A 21,996-nucleotide genomic window follows, 5' to 3' on the forward strand; every position below is an offset into this window, starting at 1 on the left:
CCGGGCCGCCTGGCGCAGCGCGCGGTGCTGGAGAACCTTCGCGTTCCCTACCGTGATCCCGAGCTCGTCGGCGGCCTCCCGCAGCGTGCACGCCTCCAGAAACCGCAGCCGCAGAATGCGGGCATACCGGTCCGGCAACGCGGCCAGGATCGCCTCCGCGCGAGCGGGACTGTCCAGCGCCGACGGGCCGGCCGGGGCGCCGACGGTGGTGAACATCGTCTGGGCGGAATCCTCGTCGAGCGTGGTGACGGCGACTCCCAGGGTGCGCCGCCAGTGCGCGGCAAGCACCGTGCGGGCCGTCGCGACCAGGTACGCCCGCACCTCACCGACGCTAGCCGACACCCGCAGGGGACGCAGCGCCGCCATGAACACCTCGGCCGTCAGGTCCTCGGCGTCCGGACGNTTCCCCACCTTCGCAAACATGATCCTGTACACCCGCTCCACGTTGTCGCGATAGATCTCCTCCCAGCCCGGATAGACGTCATCGGACACCACCCGCAACCGCGGCGGGTCAGGACGCGACAACACGCCGACGCCAGCGCCGCCGCCCCGGCCGGTTCCGACGCCGGCTCCGGCTCGGCCACCCTCGCCACCCAGGTCACCGCCGTCACAGCCGTCACAGCCGTCGCCCGACGCGCCGCCGCCGGTGCCGCCGACCGCCTCCTCTCCCGCCACGGTGCGTCGTCGGATCCACGCCCGACCACCCGCCACCGGTCGCCACCGCCTCACCCGTACAGATAGACGGCAGGGTTACACCCCGGCACGACCACTGCGGATGGGCGGTTCGGCGGCGCGCACGAGCCCGAACCTCGGCCCGTGCATCCCGGCGCGGGCAGGCGCTACCCCTCCAGGTAGGCGAGGACGGCGAGCACCCGCCGGTTGTCGTCCTCGGACGGCTGCAGTCCGAGCTTGGTGAAGATGCTGGCCGTGTGCTTGCCGACCGCCTTCTCGGTGATCACCAGGCTGGCCGCGATCGCCGCGTTCGAGCGGCCCTGGGCCATGTGGGCGAGCACCTCGCGCTCCCGCGGGCTGAGCCGGTCCAGCGGCCGGCGGCGGCTGTCGAGCAGCTTCGCCACGACGCTCGGGTCGAGCGCCGTGCCGCCGGCGGCGACGCGCCGCACCGCCGCGATGAACTGCCCGACATCCGAGACCCGGTCCTTGAGCAGGTAGCCGATGCCGCCGAGCCCGTCGGCCAGCAGCTCCCGGGCGTAGAGCTGCTCGACGTACTGGGACAGCACGAGCACCGGCAGGCCGGGAAGCTGCTGGCGGGCGGCGAGCGCCGCCCGCAGGCCCTCGTCGGTGTGACCGGGTGGCAGGCGGACGTCGACCACCGCGACGTCCGGGCGCAGCGCGACGAGATCCCGGACGAGCTGCGGACCGTTGTCGACCGCCGCGACGACCTCGAAGTCGTGCGCCTGGAACAGCCGGATGAGCCCGTCGCGCAGCAGGGTCAGATCCTCGGCGAGCACGATGCGCAGCCGGCTCACTGCAGGCGGCCCGGACCGTGGGGCACGGTGATCGTGATGACGGTGGGCCCGCCCGGCGGGCTGTCGAGGTCGAGACGGCCGTCGAACGTCTCGAGCCGACGCCTGACGCCGCGTAGCCCCAGCCCCGCCGCGGGGTCGGCGCCGCCGATCCCGTCGTCGGTGACGACGATCCGCAGAACGGCCCCGTCATGCCGCAGGCTGATCCCGCCGGCCGTGGCCTGGCTGTGCTTGACGGCGTTGGCGAGACACTCGGCGGTGGCGAAGTAGGCGGCCGACTGCACCGCCGCGGGCAACTGCGCCGGGGCGTCGCCGTCGACGGTCACCGGCAGCGCGAGGTCCAGGGCGAGGGCCCGAAGCGCGCCGGCAAGGCCGCGGTCGGCGAGCACCGCGGGGTGGATGCTGTGCATGACGGTACGCAGGTCGTCCAGGGCGCTGACCGCGGTGGACCGCGCCTCTCGCAGCAGCCGCGCGGTCGCCTCGGGGTCCGCGCGGACCAGGTCCTCCGCCATGCCGAGGCTGAGCGCGAGGGAGACCATGCGTGCCTGGGCACCGTCATGCAGATCCCGTTCGACCCTTGCGAGTTCGGCGGCCTGCCCGTCCAGCACCGCGCGCCTGGTGTGCGCCAGGACGGCGACCCTGGTGGTGAGCTCCTGCTCCCGCCTGTCCGGCAGGCGGCTGACCACCCAGACATACCCGCCGAAGAGGATCGACCACGCGGTGATGCTCCACAGCGGCCAGAAGTACCCACCCCCGGACAGCGCCCACACCGTCACGTCGACCGGCACGATGAGCGCCAACACTGCTCGCCCGGCCGCGAGTCGGCGCCGCCGGCCCGGCGGGTGGCGCCGTGTCCAACCCAGGAGGAACGCGGCGGCAGCGGTGGTGGCGACCCCGAACCAGACCCATCGAGGCCAGAAGTAGCCGCCGCCGGCCACCGCCCACGCGATCGCGACCGCCGCGCACACCACCGCGGCGACCACGGCGACAACGGCGACCACGGACACCGCGGCCACCGCCGGGGCGGTCGGGACCCGCGGGTCGGCCGTCGACCGCCTTGCCGTCCCGCTCACCTCACACCGCCCGGTGCGCGGGACGGGCGGGGCGCGCGCGGACGCCATAGGCGATGCGGCGCAGCACCGTCTCGGCCGGCCCCCGGCGGCCGCGCCGATCCATCGCCCAGGCCCACCCCACCGACCCGGTCCAGACGAGCAGGCCGGCGAGGGTGGCGACGTAGGTGGAACCGCCGAGGTCGAGCGCCCACCGGGAGAACAGTGCCAGCCACACTACCGACTGGGCCAGGTAGGACGTCAGCGACTGCCGTCCCAGGGCCGCCACGGCGTCCACGCAGCGCACGGCCCGATCCGAGCGTGGGTGCCGCGGCCGGGCCAGTCGTGCCGCCGCGAGGCCGAACAGGGCCACGTAACCGGGGCCGGCATACTCGCCCGTGACCGCGTGGAGCCACGACATGCGGTGCACTGTACCCGCGTCGACATGCGCGATACCGGCCGAAACGAAGGCGTACGGCAGCGCGCCGACGATGGCGACACCCAGGCCGGCGCAGGCGACCCGACGCAGGAGCGGCCGGTGCGCGGCCGGGTCTTCGAGGATGCGCCGCCGCGCCGCCCAGATGCCCAGCCAGACGATGACGATGAAGGGAATCACGGTCGCGGTGTGGACGGGCCACTCGGCGAGCCGGTCGAGGACCGAGCGCCCGTAGGACGACGCCGCCAGCGACGGGTCGGCCGCGTTGGTCAGCGTCGCAGGTCCCCGTCGCCACCGCAGGACGACCGCCACCGCGACGGCCGCCGCCTCCAGCGTCTGGAGCCCCCAGAGCCAGAGCACGAGCCGGTGGAAGCGGTCGCCTCGCGGGAGCAGGACGAGTGTCGCGACGATGCCGACGATGCCGTAGGCACCGAGGAAGTCGCCGAAGTAGAGCAGCGTCGCGTGCACGAAGCCGAATCCGATGAGGCAGGCGTTGCGGCGCAGCAGGACACCGCGCCCGCCGTCGGGGTCGGTTGCCCGGCGGCGGGCCAGTTGGACGAGGCTGTAGCCGAACATGACCGCGAACACCGGGTACGCCCGGCTGTTCACCAGCGTGATCATCAGGAAGTCCACGACCCGCTCCGCGCCGTGCGGCGTGCTGTCGATGCCGGGCTGGCCGGCGAAGGCGCAGTTCCCGGCGTTGGCGAGCGCGATGAACAGCAGCATCGCGCCGCGGGCCAGGTCGGGGGCCAGCGCGCGCTGCGGGGAGTGCCGGGGTCCGGGCGGGGCGGCCGTCGCGGGAGGCGTCTGCGTCATGACCCTCAGACTCATGGCGCCCGGCCACCGCCACGAGGGGCCTGGACACCCTCTTCGGCGGGGGGCCTGAACCCCCTGCGCACTCGGACAGGTCCATCCGTGATGCGCGCATCCGGCGTGACATCCGGTGCCAGGACGCTCATGATGACCTTTCGCGATGAAGCGGGGAGGTCGGGTTGTCTGCATCCGGCGACGGGCACGGCGAGTGGATAACCGGCTGGTTGGAACGTGAGGTGGGCGGGAAGGTCGTGCGCGTCGAGCGGCAGGCGCGGTGGCGCCCGGCCTGGTGGGTCGATGTCGAACCGGTGCCGGCGAGGATCCCGGCGCGGTGGGTCTGCGGCACTTCGAGGAGTCCGCCTACCGGAAGTTGAAGAAGCGGCCCGACCCCTTCCAGGAGTTCGTGCTGGGGTGGCTGTCGCGGCACCGTCCCGACTCGCGCGGCCGCGAGTCGGCCATCGTCTGGGACGCCGGGCAGCTCCTGCACTCCGGCGGACGCATCACCGCGCTGCTCGATCTGGAGTTCGGGCACGTCGGCGACCCCCTGCAGGATCTCGGGGGAATGTGGGTCCGCAGCCCGTTCGTCGCCCTGGGCGACCTCGCCCCTCTCATGCGCCGCTATGAGGAACGCAGCGGCACCGCGGTGGACCTCCAGGCCGTNCATTACCACTACATTCTGTGGGCCCTGTCGAACCAGCTCGAGTTCCACTCCGTGCTCGCCGATCCGGTGCCCGGCACGGACTACATGCTCAACCTGCACTGGTGCATCGAGACCAACCTGATGGCGCTCGAAGGAATCGCCACCGNCGTCGGGGTCGAGCTGGNGGAGGTCGCGGAACCCGAGCCGGTCGGGTCGGCGTACGGGCCGGCNCACCNGCANCTGACCCGCTCCCTCGAGGGGCAGGACNTCGGCGCCGGCGCGCAGCGGTACCACAACCGCATGTCCGTGCGGCTCGCCCGACACCTGCAGCGGATCGACGAGATCGGGGCGGCGGTCGTCGCCGCGGACCTCGACGACACCGCCGCCCTGGTGGGACGACGCCCACGGTCGTGGGCGGACGGCGAGCNCATTACCACTACATTCTGTGGGCCCTGTCGAACCAGCTCGAGTTCCACTCCGTGCTCGCCGATCCGGTGCCCGGCACGGACTACATGCTCAACCTGCACTGGTGCATCGAGACCAACCTGATGGCGCTCGAAGGAATCGCCACCGTCGTCGGGGTCGAGCTGGTGGAGGTCGCGGAACCCGAGCCGGTCGGGTCGGCGTACGGGCCGGCGCACCGGCATCTGACCCGCTCCCTCGAGGGGCAGGACCTCGGCGCCGGCGCGCAGCGGTACCACAACCGCATGTCCGTGCGGCTCGCCCGACACCTGCAGCGGATCGACGAGATCGGGGCGGCGGTCGTCGCCGCGGACCTCGACGACACCGCCGCCCTGGTGGGACGACGCCCACGGTCGTGGGCGGACGGCGAGCGCGAGCTGGAGGACTTCGTCCTCGCCGACGATGGCCGCCACGACGCCGAGCTCGTCGCGCTGTTCCACCGTCGCCTCCACCGGGCCCGCATGCTCAACGGCCCGGCGGGCTCGTGGATCACCCAGCACCGCGACGTCCCGCAGCCCAGCCTGTAGGGACCGCCACGATCGTCAAGGCCGGGTCTCCCGGAGCCGGACTCGACGTGATCGATCCTCCGGGCCGGGGCTGTGATCGGGGCCGGGGCCGGGGCTGTGGTGGGGTCGGGGTCGGGATCGGAGGGTTGCGACGGTTCGTTAGGCGGCGCGGCGGGAGCTGGACAGAACTGCGCGGATCATCGGGATCTGCAGCGGCAGGCGAGCCCACATGGCGGCGGCCCGAGCGACGTCGCGGGGCCGGCCGCCGCTGCGGCGGGCCTTGGCCGTCGCGTCGAGCGCCGAGTGCAGGTTCCCTGGCCACACCCCGACGAGCAGGGCGGCGCTGGCCGGTCCCGCCCACCGGGCCTTCGTCAGCAACCCGGCCGCGCAGACCAGTTCGGCGACGCCGCTGACGTAGACGACCGCCCGGGGACCGGGCAGCGCCCGCGGGATCAGCGGCTCGAACACGGCGGGACGCACCAGGTGCGTCACCCCGCTGACCAGAAAGGCCCCGCTCATCAGCAACGGGCCGGGCGGGGTGAATTGTGAAGATGTCACGCGTCCCATCGAACCATCGCGGGGTCCCGCAGGTCGCCGGCCACGACGAGGACCCAGCCAGCAGCCGCGCCGCAGCCACGTGCCGATCCCGGCCCTACACTCCCCCGACCCACAGCACTTCCCCGCCCGCAGCACTCCTCCCGCACCCCGAAGCACTCGCCCCGCCCGCAGCACTCCCCGCCCGCAGCACTGCCCGCCCGCAACCCCGGGCCCTCCCGCCAGTCCAGGCCGACGCCGACCGCCCCTCGGCAGTCTGACCCTCGGCCGCCCGACGGACCGGCCGCAGTGGGATCATTACCGGCGGTGCCAGCCACAGGGAGGATGACCGTGTCCAGTTCCCCGACCGACCCCGGCCCCGACCAGGCCCCCGACGCCGATCGGGACGCAGCCCCACCTCCACCGGACGCCCACGCCAACGCTGGTCCGAAGCCGGCCGAACCGCCGCGGGGCGGTTCCGCGGAACCGCCGGAGGCGCCATCCGGGGGCCGCCCGCCGCTGCGCCCGGTCGACTGGGACGGCTCGTTCACCCGCACCTGGCAGTCCCGCGACCGCAACGAGGTGATGAACCGCCTCGCCGACGAGCACGAGTTCGAGTCCGCTCAGCGAGAGCTTGACCAGATGATGCGGGAGTTTCGAGACAAGGCGAACGAGGCGGCGGACGCGCGGGCCCGTGAGAAGCGGGAGCGTGCCGCCGAGCAGTCGGGGCCTGCCGATGATGCGAGGTCGCGTCTGTTCGACAAGCTGGAGAGGTTCGGCCGGCCGTCCGACGACGCGGACGCCTCCCCGCATGAAGATGGCGGCGGGTCCCCGGACACACGTTGACGGACCACCGCGATTGGCGGAAGACAGGCCAACTCGGTTACGGGCCGAGGCGGGAATATCCGGTTTCGGAGGTCGGTGGCCGTTCGGGTGAGGGCGGTTTGTCGGCGTCCGACTGGCGGGTGGTGTCGGTGAGCACGCGGCGGGCGCGAATGGTGTCCGGGTGGTAGGGGCCGTGATCGCGCAGGGCGTCGGTGAGGGCGTCGCGGTAGAGGGGTGCGGCGTCGGCGTGCCGGCCGGCCTGGCGGTAGGTGTCGGCGAGAGTGGTGCGGCTGGCACGGGTGTCGGGATGGTCTGCGCCGAGGGTGTGGGTCCGGATGGCGTGGACGCGTTCGGTGAGCTCCACGGCCTGGGGCGTCCGGCCGGTCTCTCGGCACACTTCGGCGAGCCCGGTGGCCGTGCGCAGAGTACGGGCGTCGGCGACGCCGTGGGCTTGTGCGCGTGCAGTGAGCTGCCGTTCGAGGTGGTAGCGAGCCGCCTCGGGTTGGTCTGAGTCGCGATAGTGGGCCGCAAGGTCGTCGCGGGCTTCCATGGCCCTTGGGTGCGCGCGGCCGAGGAGCCGTTCGTGACGGTCGAGGAGGCGTTCGAGGTGCGGCACGGCCTCACCTGGCCGGCCTTCCGCGACGTGGGCGGCGGCAAGCTGTTCTCGGCTTTGCGCGGTCTTCGGATGATCGGGCCCGAGGACGCGTTCGCGGCCAGTCAGTGCTCGATCGAACAGGGGCACGGCGGTTTCAGGCCGTCCGACTGTGAGGTGCGTGCGGGCAAGAGCCTGCGCGCTGTCGAGGGNGTGGGGGNGAGTAGGCCCGAGAACTTGTTCGCGACCGGTTAGGGCCTGGTCGAGGTCGCGGGCGGCTTCGTCGAGACGGCCGGCCTGGTGGTAGGTGACGCCGAGCTGGTGGCGACTGTCCAGCGTTTGGGGGTGGTGGGCGCCGAGGACGCGTTCACGAGCCATGAGAGTGGGTTCGGCGTGGGCGAGGGCGTCTCCGGTCGCACCGATTCGCTCGTAGGTGACGGCGAGATGGTGGCGGGAGTCGAGGGTGTCCGGATGGTCGGCACCGAGAATGCGGCCGCGATCGGTGAGGGTCGCCCGCAGTACTCCCGCCGCCCTGTCATCGTGGCCGGCGTCGGCGTGGGCCACGGCGAGATCATGGCGGCTTTCCAGGGTGGCGGGGTGGTCGGGGCCGAGGATGCGGCGGCGGTCGGTGAGGTTCTGGGCGAACAGGTCGGTGGCGTGGTCGAGGTGGCCGGCCTGTTGGTAGGCGCGGGCGAGGGTTTCGCGGCTGGTGAGGGTATCGGGGTGGTCGGGGCCGAGGATGCGTTCGCGGTCGGTGGCGTTGCGTTCGGCCAGCGGGCCGGCTTCGGCGAGGTGGTCGGCGTTGAGGGCGGCGCGGATGTGGGTTTCGCGGGCGGTGAGGGTGTCGGGGTGGTCGGGGCCGTCGAGGCGTTCGCGGGCGGCGACCGCGCGGGCGGCGAGCGGTTCGGCCTGCTCGGGGTGGCCCTGTTCGGTGAGGTAGGCGGCGGCGTGTTCGGCCAGCCAGGCGGTGTGCGGGGTGTCGGTGGCGGGGTCGGTGGCCTCGAGGGTGGCCAGGGTGTGCGGGAGGAGGTCGCGCCAGGGCGGCCAGGCGTCCGGGGTGGCGGCGATCTGCTCGGGCAGGGCGGCGTGGAGCATCCGGCCGAGGGTGTCGACGTGCCGGTCGGCGTCCTCGGGGCTGGTGGCGGTGCGGACGGCGGTGCGGACCAGGGGGTGCAGGGCCAGGGCGGCGCCGTCGCGGTGGGCGAGGCCGGCGCGTTCCAGGGTGGCGACCGTGTCGGCCAGCTCCAGCGGATCGCCGGCCACCGCGCGTAGCTCCGCGTCGCCGATCGCCTCCGGCGCGGCCGTGAGCAGCCGCAGCGGCAGCGGGGCGGAGGCGTCGCCGTGCGCGGCGAGGTGCAGGAGCTCGCCTGCGGCCGGCGCGTCCGCGTCGAGCCGGCGGATCGGCTCGGTCCACAGGTTCGCGGCGGTGATTCCGGGCCGTCCGGGCACCTCCCCCTGGCCGAGCACGACGGCGGGCCGGTCGATCAGCGCCGTCAGGTAGGTCTCGGCGGGGACTCGGGCGTGGCCGATGCGGTGCGCCGCCTGGTCGAGGGCCAGCGGATGATTCCCGAGCTGGTGGGCGATCCGCTCCGCGACCGTCCGGTCGACCGCCGGCAGCCGCTCGCTGAGCAACGCCACCGATTCCGCCCGCGTGAACGGGCCGACGGGCACCACCATGCCGGCGCCATCCCAGGCGTCCGAGCGGGAGGTCACCAGGATCCTGCCTGCGCCGGTCGACGGCCGCAGCCAGCCGGGCAGCTCACCGGGGCTGGCGGCGTCGTCGAGGACGAGCAGCCATCGGCCGTCGGCGGCGTCCAGGCGGGCGAGCACCGCGGCGGGCTCCGCGTGCGCCGGCAGACCCAGCGCCGGTGCGAGTGCCCGCACCCGCTCCCCGACCAGTTCCGGACGTCCCGCCGGCACCCACCACACCGCGTCGAGGTCCATCCGCTGCTGACGGACGTACTCGATGGCCAGGCTGGTCTTCCCGATGCCCGCCAGGCCCGTCACCGCGACCAGCCGGCCGGCGGACATCGCGTCGTCGAGCTGGCCGAGCGTCGCCGTCCGGCCGACGAACCGTGCCGAGGGCCGCGGCACGTTCCACACCGCCGGCAGCTCCCCCGGAAACACCGCCCCAGGGCCACCGGACACCGTCTCCGCCCGCCGGGCGGTCCCCACTCGCCCGGCCTCGGGCCGCCCCTCCCCAGCGTCCCCAGCCTCGGGACGCCCAGCCTCGGGATGCCCGGCCCCGGGATGCCCGGCCCCGGGATGCCCGGCCCCGACTCGCTCTGCCTCGCCGCGCACCGCCGCGAGCAGCATCGTCCGCGCGGCCAGCGGGCTGCGGCCGACCAGGTCGATCGGGACGAGCTGGCCGAGCAGGCCGGGGATCGGCCGGTCCGTCACCCGCGCGACCAGCAGCCGGCGTTCACCGTCCATGATCCGCGGGGACCAGGCCGCGCCCCACTCCGTCGGCGCCGTCGGCGAATCCAGGTAGCCGTCCGAGACCACCGCGATGGTGTGGCGTGCCTGCCGCGTCACCCCGTCCAGCCAGGAGGCCCGATGGGTCCCGGGCACCGCGTCCCAGGCGCCGAATGCGACGTGATGCCCGGCGTCCTCCAACGTTGTCGTGATCCACTCAGCCCAGCCGAGCCCGTCCGCGGCGCAGGACACGAAGATGTCGAGAGCGCGACCATCGCCCCCGCCCGTCACCCGAACAGCATGACACAGTCACCCAAACCACTCGATCCGCTGTGGTAGCGACAGCTCGGCGCTGCGGTCGTGCTGCTTCCACCTCGAGGGGATTCGCGTCGCGCGGTTAGCCTTGGGCGATGCGGGAGGTGTGCTTCGGGTCGGCTGATCGGCCGCGGTCGGGCATGATCGCGGGATCGGCCGTCGGGAGGCCGGGCGTCGGGAGGCCGGGCGTCGGGAGGTCAGTCGTCGGGAGGTCGGTCGCCGCCGGTCGTGGTGGCGCCGAGGCGGTGTCGTGCCGGCGCAGGTGAACGGTCGGTTGCCGCGGGGGTCTCTCGACGCCGAGGTGATCCTGGTGGCGGCGGAGCGGCTGGCTGCCGAGGCGGGCCTGGCCGAGGTCACCATCCGCAAGGTGGCCGCGGCCCTCGGGGTGCAGCATCCCGCGGTGCACTACCACTTCCCACGACGGCACGATCTTGTCGACGCGCTGCTGGGGCGAGCGGTGCGGCGCTTCAACGAGGCCCTGCCGGTGATCGACTCCGACGACTGGGAGACGCACCTGCGCGGCTACTGGGAGGGCTTCCGGGCGGTGCTGCGGTCCGATCCGGCGCTGTTCGAGCTGGTGGTGGGTCAGTGGGCGATCATGGGTCGTTCCCAGCAGGCGCTCGATTCCAGTTACGGGCGGATCGACGCGCAGCTCGGGGTGCTGTTGCGGGCGGGCTTCACGCCCGAGCAGGCGGGGTACGCCTACCACCTGCTCTCGACCTACACGCGTGGCTGCCTGGTGAGCGAGCACCAGTTCGCGCGGTTCCTGGGTTCGGACCGGGGCGAGGCGCTGGCGGGGTCGACCGTGAACCTGCCCGGTGACCTCGACCCGTTCCCGAGCCTGCGGGACGTCACGGCGCACGGCTGGTCCTACACGTTCGCGACCGACGCCGACTTCGACAACGGCCTCACCGTGATCATCGCGGGGCTGCGGGCCTGGTTGCCGGCGTCGGACTGACGGGCCGGGCCGGGCGGAGCCGAGCCGGCACGGCCGTTCCCTGGACATCCTGACCATTGGTCAGTAACGTCCGCCCCGAAGATGCTGACCATTGGTCAGTACTTGGGGTGTGACGGGTCGTCTGGAGGCCGCCGTGGGCACGTTCGAGTTCACCGACGATCACGAAGCCCTGCGGTCGACGGTGCGGGCGTTCGTCGAGGAGACCTTCCCCGAGGCGCAGGTGCGTCGGCTGATGGCGGCACCGTCGGCGCTGGAGCGTCCCGGCTGGGAGCGGATGGCCCGCGAGCTGGGGCTTCAGGGGCTGGTGGTGCCCGAGGAGCACGGCGGCGCGGGGGCCGGCCCGGTCGAGCTGGCGATCGTGCTGGAGGAGCTCGGACGCCGGCTGGTGCCGGTGCCGTTCCTGTCGACGGCGCTGGCCACGATCGCGCTGGTCGGCGGCGACCGGGCGGTGACCGCGGGCTACCTCGAGGCGGTCGCCGAGGGACGGGTGGTGGCCACGGTCGCCCTCGCCGAGGACGGCGGCGGCTGGGACGCGGCCGGGGTACACTGCGCCGCGGTCAGCGGCGACGGGGACGGGGGCGGGTGGCGGCTGACCGGGACGAAGTCCTTCGTGCCCGACGGCTTGGACGCCGATCTTCTGGTGGTGGCGGCGCGCACCCCGGCGGGTGTCGGCCTGTTCGCCGTCGACGGTGCCGCGGACGGGGTGTCGCGCAGCGCGCTGGAGGTCTTCGACCTCACCCGGCGGCTGGCCCGGGTGCGACTGGACGGCGTGGCCGCGACCCCGCTTTCGGCCCCGGCGGATGCGGCCGTGTTCGACCGCTTCCTCGACGCCGCCCGGATCGCGGTGGCCGCGGAGCAGGCCGGCGGCGCCGATTTCGCGCTCGCGATGGCCGTCGGCTACGCCAAGGAGCGGGTGCAGTTCGGCCGGGCGATCGGCAGCTTCCAGGCGGTCAAGCACCTGTGCGCCGATGCCTTCGTCGACGTCGAGTCCGCCCGGTCGGCCGCCTACTACGGTGCGTGGGCCCTCGCGCAGGACAGCCCGGAGGTCGCCACGGTCGCGCCGTTGGCCAAGGCGTTCTGCTCGGAGGCGTTCTTCTCGACGGCCCGGACGAACATGCAGGTGCACGGGGGCATCTCGTTCACCTACGAGCACCCGGCCCACCTGTACTACCGGCGCGCCCGCTCCGGCGTGCAGCTCTGGGGCAGTCCCCGCGCGAACCGTGACCTGCTGGCCACCCGAATCGGTCTGTGATCGAAATGGTGATCGACACCGCGGGTGACGCGAACGAGGAGGAGAACCCGATGACCGCGACGACAGGGCCGGGCACGCCGCCGGAGGCGTCGAAGGAGGCGTCTGAGGAGGCGTCTGAGGAGGCGTCTGAGGAGGCGTCGGTGGAGCGGGTGCGCGCGCAGGTGGCGGCGTGGCTGGCCGAGAACTGGCAGCCCGGCGGCGGGGGCCCGCGGTGGCGGGAGCGGCTCGTCGACTCGGGGTGGGCGGCCCCGACCTGGCCGGTCGAGTGGTTCGGGCGCGGCCTGCACCGCGACCTGCGCCGGGTCGTCGCCGAGGAGTTCACCCGGGTGGGCGCGAAACCGGCCGCACTGGATGTGACGCAGTTGTTCGCCAACACGATCCTGGCGCACGGCACCGACGAACAGAAGAGGTCGTTCGTGCGACCGCTGGCCCTCGGTGAGCAGCAGGGCTGCCTGCTCTACAGCGAGCCCGGCGCCGGCTCCGACCTCGCGGCGCTGCAGACCCGGGCCGACCGCGACGGCGACACCTGGGTGGTCAACGGTCAGAAGGTGTGGACGTCGGGAGCACGCGAGGCCACCCACGGCTTCCTCGTCGCGCGCACCGACTGGGACGTGCCCAAGCACCGCGGTCTGACGTTCTTCTGGCTGCCGCTGGACCAGCCGGGAGTCGACATCCGGCCGATCCACCAGGTCACGGGCGGGTCGGAGTTCAACGAGGTGTTCCTCACCGACGCCGTCGTGGCGGACACCCACCGCCTCGGCGACGTCAACGACGGTTGGCGGGTGCTGCAGACCGCGCTCGGCTTCGAGCGGCTGATCATGGGAGCCGCCGCCGGCGGCAGCTCCCGCCAGCGCCGGCGGGCCGGCGGGGGCGAGACGACCCTGGCGGACCGGCAGTCGCCGTGGACCCGGCAGATCGGCGGCGCCGACTACGTCGAGCTGGCGAAGAAGGTCGGCAAGGCCGACGACCCCGTCACCCGCCAGGAGATCGCCCGGCTGTACACGCTGGAGAAGGTCAACGCCTGGAACGGCCTGCGGGCGCGGGCGGACGCCGGGCGCGGCGCGTCGTCACCGCTGGCGTCCATCGGCAAACTCGCCATGTCCCGCATCGTGCACACCGGCGTGGACGTGACCACGAACCTGCTCGGCGCCTCGTCGGTCCTCGACGGCGACACCGACCCAGTCGCCGCGGAGGTCAACCGCTCGTCGTTCGCCGCGTTCGTCACCTCCATCGGCGGCGGCACCGACCAGATCCAGCGGAACATCATCGGCGAACGGGTCCTGGGCCTGCCCCGGGAACCCGAGGTCGACAAGAACGTCCCGTTCCGCGAGGTCCGCAAGGCCCAGGCCACCAGGCGGTTCAGTTGACCACCGCCGAGCCCGCCGCGACCGGCGAACCGCTCGATCTGCCCCTGACCGGCGTGCGGGTCGTCGACCTGACCACCGGACCGCTGGCCGCGATCGGCCGTCACCTCGCCGAATGGGGCGCCGACGTCCTGCGCGTCGAGCCTCCCGGCGGTGCCGCCGACCGCCGCACCGGCCGCCGGGTCGCCGGGGTCTCGCTGGGCTTCGCCGCCGCGAACCTCGGCAAACGCGCCGTGACGCTCGACCTCACCCGGCCCGCCGACCGCACCAGGTTCACCGCCCTGCTGGCCGGCGCCGACATCCTGCTGGAGAGCACCCCGCCCACCGCGCCGGAGGCGGCGACGCTCGACGTCGAGGAGATCCGGCGGGAGCATCCGTCCCTGGTCGTCCTGTCCGCCACGCCGTTCGGCCGGACCGGTCCCCACGCCGGCTGGCAGGCCACCGGCCCGGTGTTCCACGCGTTGTCCGGGGAGCTGTCCCGCTCGGGTATCCCCGGCCGCGCGCCGCTGCTGCCTCCCGGCGACCTGCCCTACGACTGCGCCGCGGCGCAGGCGGTGTTCGTGGTGCTCCTCGCCTACCTCGAACGCCTGCGCACCGGTCTGGGCGACCACCTCGACTTCGCCGTCCTCGACGGCGCGGTCGCCGCACTCGACCCCGGCTACGGCATCGCCGGCAGCGCCACCGCGGGAGTACCCGCCAGCAAACTTCCCCGGGGCCGACCCGAGGCCCGCCACCAGTACCCGATCATCCCCTGCGCCGACGGCTTCGTCCGCCTGTGCATCCTCGCCCCGCGGCAGTGGCGCGCCATGTTCGCGTGGATGGGAAGCCCGGCGCAGTTCGCCGACCCCTCCTACGACAAGCTGACCACCCGCTTCGCCTCCACCACCCTCCTGCCCGCGATCGCACGGTTCTTCGCCGACAGGACACGAGCGGAACTCGAACAGGCCGGGCAGCGTCACGGCGTCCCCACCGCCGCCGTCCTCGACCTCGACGAAGCACTGGAATCCGAGCAGATCCGCGCCCGAGGCGCCTTCACCCCCGTCGAACTCGCCCCGGGGATAGCGGCCCCCTTCCCGAACGGCGTGCTCGAACTGGACGGACACCGCGCCGGAATCCGAGGCCCGGCGCCCGCCCTCCCCCCGGACTCCGCAGCGCCGCCGAGCTGGGCCACCCGACCGGCCCCGGCCCAGGCACCGACCCAGGCACCGACCCAGGACCAGGCCCCGCCCCAGGCACAGGCACAGGCCCCGACATCGGGCCCGACCCCGGGTTCGGGGGACGCCGCCGCCGATCCGGGCGGCCGGCCGCTCGCCGGGCTGCGCGTCCTCGACCTCGGTGTCATCGTCGTCGGCGCCGAACAGGGACGCCTGCTCGCCGACCAGGGCGCCGACGTCATCAAGGTCGAGAACGACGCCTTCCCCGACGGCAGCCGCCAGGCCCGCGACGGCAACGCCATCACGGTGACCTTCGCCGCCGGCCACCGCAACAAGCGCAGCCTCGGCCTCGACCTGCGTTCTCCACAGGGCAAGGACCTGTTCCTACGGCTGGTCGCCGACACCGACGTCGTGCTCACCAACTACCGTCCCGGCACCCTGGAATCCCTCGGACTCGGCTACGACGTTCTCCGGAACACCAACCCGGCCGTCATCGTCGTGGACAGCTCCGCGTTCGGTGCCACCGGCCCCTGGAGCCGCCGGCTCGGCTACGGACCGCTGGTCCGCGCCTGCGCGGGCCTGACCGCGCAGTGGCGCTACCCCGGCGAAGCGGACGGGTTCTCCGACGCGCTGACCGTCTACCCGGACCACGTCGCCGCCCGCATCGGCATCGCCGGCGTCCTCGCGCTGCTGATCCGCCGCAGCCGCACCGGCACCGGCGGCACCGTCAGCGTCAGCCAGACCGAGGTCATGCTCGGCCACGCGGCCGCGACAGCCGCCGACAAGGCCCTCGTCCGCGCCGGCGCCGCGGTCGACGGGCCCACCGGACCCGACGCGCCCTGGGGCGTGTTTCCCACCGCCGGTGACGACGACTGGTGCGTCGTCACCGTCCGCGGGGACGACGACTGGCAGGCGCTGTGCCGCGTCCTCGACCGCCCCGACCTCGCCACCGAACCTGCCCTCGCCACCGAACCTGCCCTCACCAGCGCGAACGGACGCGCCGCGGCCCGCGATCGGATCGACGCCGCCCTCACCGGCTGGCTCGCCCAGCACGGCGCCGTCGAGGCCATGACCCTGCTGCAGGCGGCCGGCGTACCCGCCGCAGCGATGCTGCGGGTCTCCGAGCTGCCCGCGTTCCCCTATTACACCGAGCGCGGCCTGTTCCGGCTGTCCGGACACCCACACATCAGGCAGAGCTTCTACCTGGAGAACGCACCCGTCCGGTCCGAACGGCTACCCGACCCGCCCGACAACCCCGCTCCCCTGCTCGGTGAACACACCGAACAAATCCTCCGGGCGGAACTCGGCCTCACCGCCGCCGAGGTAGCCGCGCTGCTGTCCGACAACGGCCGGATCGCCGGCGCTTCCCGCTGATCCCGGCGTCTACGACCGGTTGCGGGTGCCCTGATCGATCGGCAGCGTGATGCCGGTGACGTAGCGTCCCTCGTCGCTGACCAGCCAGAGCAGGGCGTTGGTCACGTCGATCGGCTCGATCCAGGGCCGGCCCAGCGGGGAGACCTTCTTCAGCGCCACCATGGTGTCCGCCAGGTTCGGGTTGTCGAGGTCGGGCCGGAAGACGCCGTACTGGGCGCGGTTCTGGGTGACCATCGGGGTGCCGACGGTCCCGGGACACAGGGCGTTGACCCGGATGTCATGGCGGGCCAGCTCGTTGGCCAGCGTCAGCGCGAGGCCGACGACACCGTGCTTGCTCGCGTTGTAGGCGCCGAGATGCGGGATCCCGGCGAGGCCCGCCCCCGAGCTGGTGAGCACGATCGCTCCCCCACGGCCACCGGCGATCATCGGGGGCACGACCGCGCGGATCGTGGTGAACACGCCGGTCAGGTTGACGGAGATCTGCTCGTCCCACTCGGCCGGCGTGATCTCCCAGAGCTTCGCGAGCCGAGGGGAGATGCCGGCGTTGGCGGAGACGATGTCCAACCTGCCGAGTTCGCCGACCCCGCGGTCCACGAGCGCCTGGAGCGCGTCGGCGTCGCGGACGTCGGCCTGGCCCCACACGACGCGGCGGTCCAGGGCCTCGACCGCCGCCACCGTCTCGGCGAGGTCGGCGTCGGTCCCGAGCCCGTACTCGAGCGTCGGCAGGTCCTTGAGCACGTCCACGAGGATCAGGTCCGCACCCTCCTCGGCCAGCCGCACCGCATGTGACCTTCCCTGCCCGCGGGCCGCACCTGTGACCAGCGCGACCTTGCCCTCAAGACGACTCATCAGCGGCCTCCTCCTCGGCGGTGCCCGGCCTCGCGGTCAGCTCGGGACGCTACCCACCCGCGCTGGCTTGGTCAACAGACGACAAGATCTGTTGATTGAAGTCCAAGAAAGTCCTTCTCTCGCGACAGATCACACTTGTTTTCCAGCCACAAAGACGACAAACTTCGAGAACTGTCGTGTGTAGATCCCGAGTGGACTGGTGCCGCCCGGACGGAGGCAGGTGATCGGCGTGAGCGGCGCGTCGCACCGGGTGCCGAGCCCGTGGTTCGATGTCGACTCGCCGTTCGGCGGCCACAAGCAGAGCGGACTCGGCCGTGAGGTCGGACGCGAGGGCCTGGAGGACCTCATGGAGATCAAGACAGTGAGCTTCCCCGTCTAGATGGCCCGAACCCGGCCGGCGCGGTGGGGCGACCACGCCCCGACCACCGAGGACGAGGCCCGCGAACGCATCCTGCTCGCGGCGATGCGCTGCTACCTGCGGCACGGGGTCGCCCGGACGACCGTGGAGGACATCGCCCGCGAGGCGCTGATCCACCGAACCACCGTGTACGCCTACTTCAGAAGCCGCGACGAGGTGCTCGCCGGGGTGGTGCTCCTCGAGGCCCGCGGGCTCATGGCCGCCTCCGACCGGATCATGAGCGGTGACGGCCGGTTCGAGGACAGGTTGGTCGACGCGTTCCTCGCCGCCCGGCGGGCGGTCGCGCAGTCGCCGTTCCTGTCCCTGCTGTTCGACCGCGACAACGCCGCCCAGACGGTCGGTGCCGCCTACGCCTCGGGCGTGATCCAGCAGCGGACCCTGCCCACGCTCACCGGCTACATCGCCACCGCTCAGGAGAACGGCGAGCTACGCGACGATGTCGGCGCCCCCGCGATGGCCCGCTGGCTGCTGCGCGTCCAGAACATGCTCATGACCGATCCACCCGAGGACAGCGACGCCGTCGAGGCGACCCTGCGGATGTTCGTCGTCGCCTCCATCGCGCCCCGGCCGCCGCACAGATCGGCGACCTGACAGAACGGCGACACGACAGAACGGCGAATCGACAGAACGGCGACCTGGCAGAACGGTGCCGAGCAGAGGACCGAGCGGACCGGCGGCCGCGGCTATTCACGCGCTTGCTGTGCGCGGCGGAGACCACCCTGGGCGGCAGCCAGATCCAGGGCGGTGATCATCCGCTTTTCCGGGGTCGGGTGACGCAGCGGCGCGCCGAGACGGTGCAGATGCCGCAGCGCCTCGCCGTAGGAGGCCAGCGCGCCGGTCTCCCGGTAGCCGACGCCGTGCGCCTGGCAGAACGCGCGGATCAGCGGCTGGGCCCGGCGCAGGCTCGGTCGCGGCATGCTCGGGAACAGGTGGTGTTCGATCTGGTAGTTCAACCCCCCGAACACGACGTCGGTGGCCCGACCGCCCCGGATGTTGCGCGCGGTCACCACCTGCCGGCGCAGGAAGTCGGGCTCGTCGCCGGGGAGAATCGTCATTCCCTTGTGGTTCGGAGCGAACGCGCATCCCATGTACAGGCCGAACAGCGCCTGATGGACCAGCACGAAGACCACCGCCTTGACCGGCGGGAGAACCAGGGCGACGGCGGTCAGGTAGCCGGCGAGGTGAACCACCAGCAAGACCACTTCGGCGGCCGCGGTCCGGTCCCGCCGCCCGGTCCGGTCCCGCCGCCCGGTCCGGTCCCGCCGCCCGGCCAGCTCCCGCACGCTGGCAACGTGCAGGTTCAGCCCCTCCAGCAGGAGGATCGGGAAGAACAGGTACGCCTGGTGGCTCGTCAGCCAGCGCGCCCACCCGCGGCGCCGCCCGGCCTCGGCGGCGGTGAACACGAACGCGCCGGGAGCGATGTCCGGGTCGCGGCCCACCTGGTTGGGATGGCGATGGTGACGGTTGTGCTTGGCCACCCACCAGCCGTAACTCAGCCCCACCAGCACATTTCCCGATAGCAGGCCCACGAGATCGTTGCCACGGCGGCCGCTGCAGATCTGGCGGTGGCCCGCGTCGTGCCCGATGAACGCCACCTGGGTGAACATCACCGCGAGAAACGCCGCCGTGGCCACCTGCCACCACGAGTCTCCCAGCACGACGAACGCCCACCAGCCGCCGGCCAGCAGGCTCAGGTTCACCGCGATCCGCCCGGAATACCAGCCGGCCCGACGATCCAGCAACGCCGCGCCCGTGACCCGGCGCCGCAGTTCGGCGTACTCGCTGCCACGGACCGCCGCAGCCGGTCCCATCACCGGCGTCGGGGTGAGTTCTGCTGCACTGAATCCGGCCACGGCGTCCACGCCCATGGTCATCCCTCTCAGCCGAGAATGCATCAGCGAGAGGGAACCCGGAACAGGCGTACGGACCAGACCAGGACGAGAACACTGCCACGCTGAAGTGACAACGATCAGACTACCCCAGCCCTCGGGTTCTCAACTCGGCTTGCTGCGCCGCGGTCGAGATGCCCTGGTGGCGGCGTGATCGAGCAGGCGCTGCGCGGGAATCTCCCGGGCGACGACCGCGCGAGCGACATCGGTGAGTCGCAGATTGTGGTCGCGGGCATAGGTCCGCAGCCGACCGAACGCCTCGTCCATCTCGAGGTCCCCGCGCTGCGCCAGAAAGCCCTTGGCCTGTTCCAGGACGACCCTGCTGCTCAGCGCACCCTTCAACTGCTCGTTGATCACCATCTGATCCGTGGCCGCCTTGTCCTGCACGATCGCCACACTCGCCACGTGCGCGAGTGCCTGGCCGAGGCTCAGATCGTCCTCGTTGAGCGTCCCGACCTGCGTGCCGAACAGCCCGAGGGCGCCCAGGACCGTGTCCCGCAACCGCATCGGCAGGGCATGGACCGAGACGAAGCCGGCCTGCGTGGCGGCGGCGACGAACCGCGGCCAGCGCGCCGTGGCCGTGCGCAGGTCGGCGACGCTGACGGGCGCGCCCCCGCGGTAGCAGTCCAGGCACGGGCCCTGGTCACGCTGGAGCTGGAGCAGTTCCAGGTTGCGGGTGCGTTCGGAGGACGCCGCCACCATGTGCAGGGTGCCGTGCTGATCGGCCAGGAGCAGGCCCGCGGACTCGACGTCGAGCAGCCGCGCACAGTCCGCGGTCAGCCCGTCCAGGAGGTCCACCACGTCGAAGCGGTCCACCAGACTGTTCGCCAGCGACACGAAGGCCCGGGTGACCTGACGCTCCCGCTCGGCGCTCACGAGATCATCCCCGGGTCGTCGTCCGGGAAGGCCCAGGCACTGTCATCGTCGAGAGCCACCTGACGCTGCACCACCCGCCAGGCCGCCTCGCTCGCGGTCAGGTCGTGCGCGAACGCGTAGGCTCGCAGTCGTACCAGCGCCTCGGCCGGATCGACGTCACACTGAGCCATGATCATCCCAGTGGCCTGGTAGACCTCGACCCGCTCGAGGGAGGCAAACTCGCGTGTCCCCTCGCCGCTGTCACCGGCAGCCTCCCCCTCGAGATCCCCGCCCGCCAGATCCAGCAGCGGCAACGTGGCCAGCCTTGCGGCGAACAGACCACCCGCCAGGTTCTCTCCGCCGAGCGGGCCGGGAGTGTGGCGAAACAGGTCCAGGGCGCCGATGGGCGCTCCGGCGAGCACCACGGGCAGGGCGAACACCGCTCGTACTCCGACGGCCATCACCGCGCCGGCGAACACCGGCCACGGGGTCTCGGTCGTCAGCGTGAGGTCCGGGACCAGCGCCGGGCGGCCGTCGCGCACCGCGTCGAGACACGGGCCTTCCCCGAAGGTGAACTGGAGCTCGTCCAGTCGCCGACTCAGCGCGCCACTGGAACCGAACGTCCCCGTTGAGACGCCGTCACGCACCACCGAGACCGCTGCCCCGTCGACCCCGAGAAGCCGCACGCACGCCCGACACAGACCATCGGCCGCCGCCAGGCCGCTCTCGGCCGCCACCGCCGCACCGAGACCGGACCGGACACGCTCACTCGAGGCGATAGCCCCTCCCCAACGTCGGGCCGCACTGCCCACATCCATGCACCGGCGAAGGTCCGCCAACCACCCGCTGGACATTTACAGCGTACGGGGATCCACGGGCGACGGACGCACCGGTAACCGTCCGGTTCACCGCCGCGGCGGTGAACCGGACGGTCGGATCGTGGATCCACTACCTCGGCTCCCCGGGGCCGATGGTCGGCCTTGCGGTGAGACGTCCGACATGCCACAATCGCGGTGGCTTCAGAGAGCCGACGTCGCTCCAGACTCCCGGTGACGCGTTGATCTTCAGCGTGCAAGGGAGTCCACGGGCATGAGGGTCTCAGCGGATTCCCCTGAGACGACGGTGGTCAGCGGAATCCTTTTTCGGATCCCTGTGCACTGCATCTGGCGTAGACCCATCCCCTCCAGCCGCGTCGGTTTCGATCGGCACTGCGGCCCCGTCGCGCCGGCTTTCGCGGCTCCAGCCGGCCGCGGATGACATCCGGCGATTCCTCGTTACCGAGGAACACCCGGTGAAGAGGGAATCAGTCGAGGCCGACGCCGAGCCCCCTCCAATCGGATCCCGGCGGCATACCTGGGTTGCCGAGAGGCTGGCGGTGACGGTCCATCGCGGATCCGCCGAAACCAGCGTCGAGGTGAGTGGAGAGGTCGACCTGGCCAGCGTCGGGGCGTTTCGCTCGGCGCTGCTCGCGGCCGTTCGCACCGAGGCACCCACCGTCGTGGTCGACCTCGCCGAGGTCGATTTCCTCGACGCCCTGGGGCTGGGAGCCCTGGTCTCCGCCCGCAAGCGCGCAATCATGTCGGGGCAGCGCCTGGTCGTGATCGGGGCCCGCCCCCTGGCCTACCGACTGTTCGTTCTCACCGACCTCGCGGGACCCTTCGACGTCCGTCGCCGCGAAGCCCCTCCTACCGAATCCCCGCGTCTACGGCCCCGACCGCGACTGGCACCGTAACCGCGACTGGCACCGCAACCACAACTGGCACCGCAACCGCGACTGGCACCGCAACCGCGGCTCACGCGGATCCGGACCCG

The 21,996-nt window shown here is 72.6% G+C and carries 18 protein-coding genes and 2 pseudogenes; 8 read left to right on the forward strand and 12 right to left on the reverse strand.

The annotated features are described in order from the left end of the window. The 6 genes and pseudogenes from FF36_RS14015 to FF36_RS14045 all read right to left on the reverse strand — a co-directional run. A partial coding sequence (locus tag FF36_RS14015; RefSeq protein WP_242422499.1) for an RNA polymerase sigma factor occupies nucleotides 1-402 on the reverse strand: 402 nt, incomplete at both ends. 1 nt (nucleotide 403) lies between these two features. Then, a pseudogene (locus tag FF36_RS40370) lies at nucleotides 404-729 on the reverse strand (hypothetical protein); the annotation flags it as partial. Nucleotides 730-839: 110 nt separating this feature from the next. Then, on the reverse strand, nucleotides 840-1,478 hold the full coding sequence (locus tag FF36_RS14020) for a LuxR C-terminal-related transcriptional regulator (protein WP_044885568.1): 639 nt from the start codon (nucleotides 1,476-1,478) through the stop codon (nucleotides 840-842). 5 nt (nucleotides 1,479-1,483) lie between these two features. Next, on the reverse strand, nucleotides 1,484-2,491 hold the full coding sequence (locus FF36_RS14025; protein ID WP_242422500.1) for a sensor histidine kinase: 1,008 nt from the start codon (nucleotides 2,489-2,491) through the stop codon (nucleotides 1,484-1,486). Between the two features lie 67 nt (nucleotides 2,492-2,558). Then, nucleotides 2,559-3,785, reverse strand: a complete 1,227-nt coding sequence (locus FF36_RS14030) for a DUF418 domain-containing protein (protein WP_044885503.1) — start codon at nucleotides 3,783-3,785, stop codon at nucleotides 2,559-2,561. A gap of 1,764 nt (nucleotides 3,786-5,549) precedes the next feature. Further along, nucleotides 5,550-5,948 carry a DoxX family protein gene (locus FF36_RS14045; protein WP_236706497.1) on the reverse strand — a complete coding sequence of 133 codons (399 nt, stop codon included), beginning with the start codon at nucleotides 5,946-5,948 and terminating at the stop codon, nucleotides 5,550-5,552. A gap of 327 nt (nucleotides 5,949-6,275) precedes the next feature. Between FF36_RS14045 and FF36_RS14050 the strand changes: the two genes are divergently transcribed. Then, nucleotides 6,276-6,770, forward strand: coding sequence for a hypothetical protein (locus tag FF36_RS14050; RefSeq protein ID WP_128423312.1), 495 nt, complete (start codon nucleotides 6,276-6,278; stop codon nucleotides 6,768-6,770). 37 nt (nucleotides 6,771-6,807) lie between these two features. On the opposite strand, the gene FF36_RS37910 is transcribed toward FF36_RS14050, so the two are convergent. Next, on the reverse strand, nucleotides 6,808-7,553 hold a 746-nt coding region (locus tag FF36_RS37910; protein ID WP_242422501.1), incomplete at its 5' end, for a tetratricopeptide repeat protein. Nucleotides 7,554-7,562: 9 nt separating this feature from the next. Then, nucleotides 7,563-10,047: pseudogene (fxsT, locus tag FF36_RS14055) on the reverse strand (FxSxx-COOH system tetratricopeptide repeat protein); the annotation flags it as partial. Nucleotides 10,048-10,345: 298 nt separating this feature from the next. Between fxsT and FF36_RS14060 the strand changes: the two are divergent. The 4 genes from FF36_RS14060 (at nucleotide 10,346) to FF36_RS14075 (ending at nucleotide 16,173) form a co-directional block, all read left to right on the forward strand. Beyond that, nucleotides 10,346-11,029 carry a TetR/AcrR family transcriptional regulator gene (locus FF36_RS14060; RefSeq protein ID WP_242422502.1) on the forward strand — a complete coding sequence of 228 codons (684 nt, stop codon included), beginning with the start codon at nucleotides 10,346-10,348 and terminating at the stop codon, nucleotides 11,027-11,029. A 133-nt stretch (nucleotides 11,030-11,162) separates the two neighbouring features. Then, on the forward strand, nucleotides 11,163-12,281 hold the full coding sequence (locus tag FF36_RS14065) for an acyl-CoA dehydrogenase family protein (protein ID WP_044885571.1): 1,119 nt from the start codon (nucleotides 11,163-11,165) through the stop codon (nucleotides 12,279-12,281). A 50-nt stretch (nucleotides 12,282-12,331) separates the two neighbouring features. Further along, complete coding sequence (locus FF36_RS14070) at nucleotides 12,332-13,648, forward strand: acyl-CoA dehydrogenase family protein (RefSeq protein ID WP_082121912.1); 1,317 nt, start codon at nucleotides 12,332-12,334, stop codon at nucleotides 13,646-13,648. Next, a complete protein-coding gene (locus FF36_RS14075; RefSeq protein ID WP_044885509.1) occupies nucleotides 13,645-16,173 on the forward strand; it encodes a CaiB/BaiF CoA transferase family protein in 2,529 nt (842 codons plus the stop codon). The genes FF36_RS14070 and FF36_RS14075 overlap by 4 nt, the downstream gene beginning before the upstream one ends. A gap of 9 nt (nucleotides 16,174-16,182) precedes the next feature. Here the strand turns inward: FF36_RS14075 and FF36_RS14080 are convergent, their stop codons facing one another. Further along, nucleotides 16,183-17,022 (reverse strand): mycofactocin-coupled SDR family oxidoreductase, encoded by an 840-nt coding sequence (locus FF36_RS14080; protein ID WP_044885510.1) that lies wholly within the window; start codon nucleotides 17,020-17,022, stop codon nucleotides 16,183-16,185. A gap of 229 nt (nucleotides 17,023-17,251) precedes the next feature. On the opposite strand from FF36_RS14080, the gene FF36_RS37915 reads away from it, so the two are divergent. Together FF36_RS37915 and FF36_RS14085 are read left to right on the forward strand one after the other, a co-directional pair. After that, nucleotides 17,252-17,401, forward strand: coding sequence for an aldehyde dehydrogenase family protein (locus FF36_RS37915; protein WP_255649208.1), 150 nt, complete (start codon nucleotides 17,252-17,254; stop codon nucleotides 17,399-17,401). Next, the gene (locus FF36_RS14085) at nucleotides 17,402-18,031 is read left to right on the forward strand and encodes a TetR/AcrR family transcriptional regulator (protein WP_052681106.1); all 630 of its coding nucleotides are present in this window, start codon (nucleotides 17,402-17,404) and stop codon (nucleotides 18,029-18,031) included. A gap of 92 nt (nucleotides 18,032-18,123) precedes the next feature. On the opposite strand, the gene FF36_RS14090 is transcribed toward FF36_RS14085, so the two are convergent. The 3 genes from FF36_RS14090 to FF36_RS14100 form a co-directional block, all read right to left on the reverse strand. After that, a complete protein-coding gene (locus FF36_RS14090) occupies nucleotides 18,124-19,308 on the reverse strand; it encodes a fatty acid desaturase family protein (RefSeq protein ID WP_082121904.1) in 1,185 nt (394 codons plus the stop codon). Between the two features lie 126 nt (nucleotides 19,309-19,434). Continuing rightward, the gene (locus FF36_RS14095; protein ID WP_044885511.1) at nucleotides 19,435-20,205 is read right to left on the reverse strand and encodes a GAF and ANTAR domain-containing protein; all 771 of its coding nucleotides are present in this window, start codon (nucleotides 20,203-20,205) and stop codon (nucleotides 19,435-19,437) included. Further along, a complete protein-coding gene (locus tag FF36_RS14100; protein ID WP_044885512.1) occupies nucleotides 20,202-20,921 on the reverse strand; it encodes a GAF and ANTAR domain-containing protein in 720 nt (239 codons plus the stop codon). Before FF36_RS14100 ends, FF36_RS14095 begins: the two co-directional genes overlap by 4 nt. A 677-nt stretch (nucleotides 20,922-21,598) precedes the next feature. Here FF36_RS14100 and FF36_RS35450 point away from each other — a divergent pair. Then, a complete protein-coding gene (locus FF36_RS35450; RefSeq protein WP_206778457.1) occupies nucleotides 21,599-21,916 on the forward strand; it encodes an STAS domain-containing protein in 318 nt (105 codons plus the stop codon). The last annotated feature ends 80 nt before the right edge of the window (nucleotides 21,917-21,996 follow it).

It is taken from the genome of Frankia torreyi (assembly GCF_000948395.1).
Classification (GTDB): Bacteria; Actinomycetota; Actinomycetes; order Frankiales; family Frankiaceae; genus Frankia; species Frankia torreyi.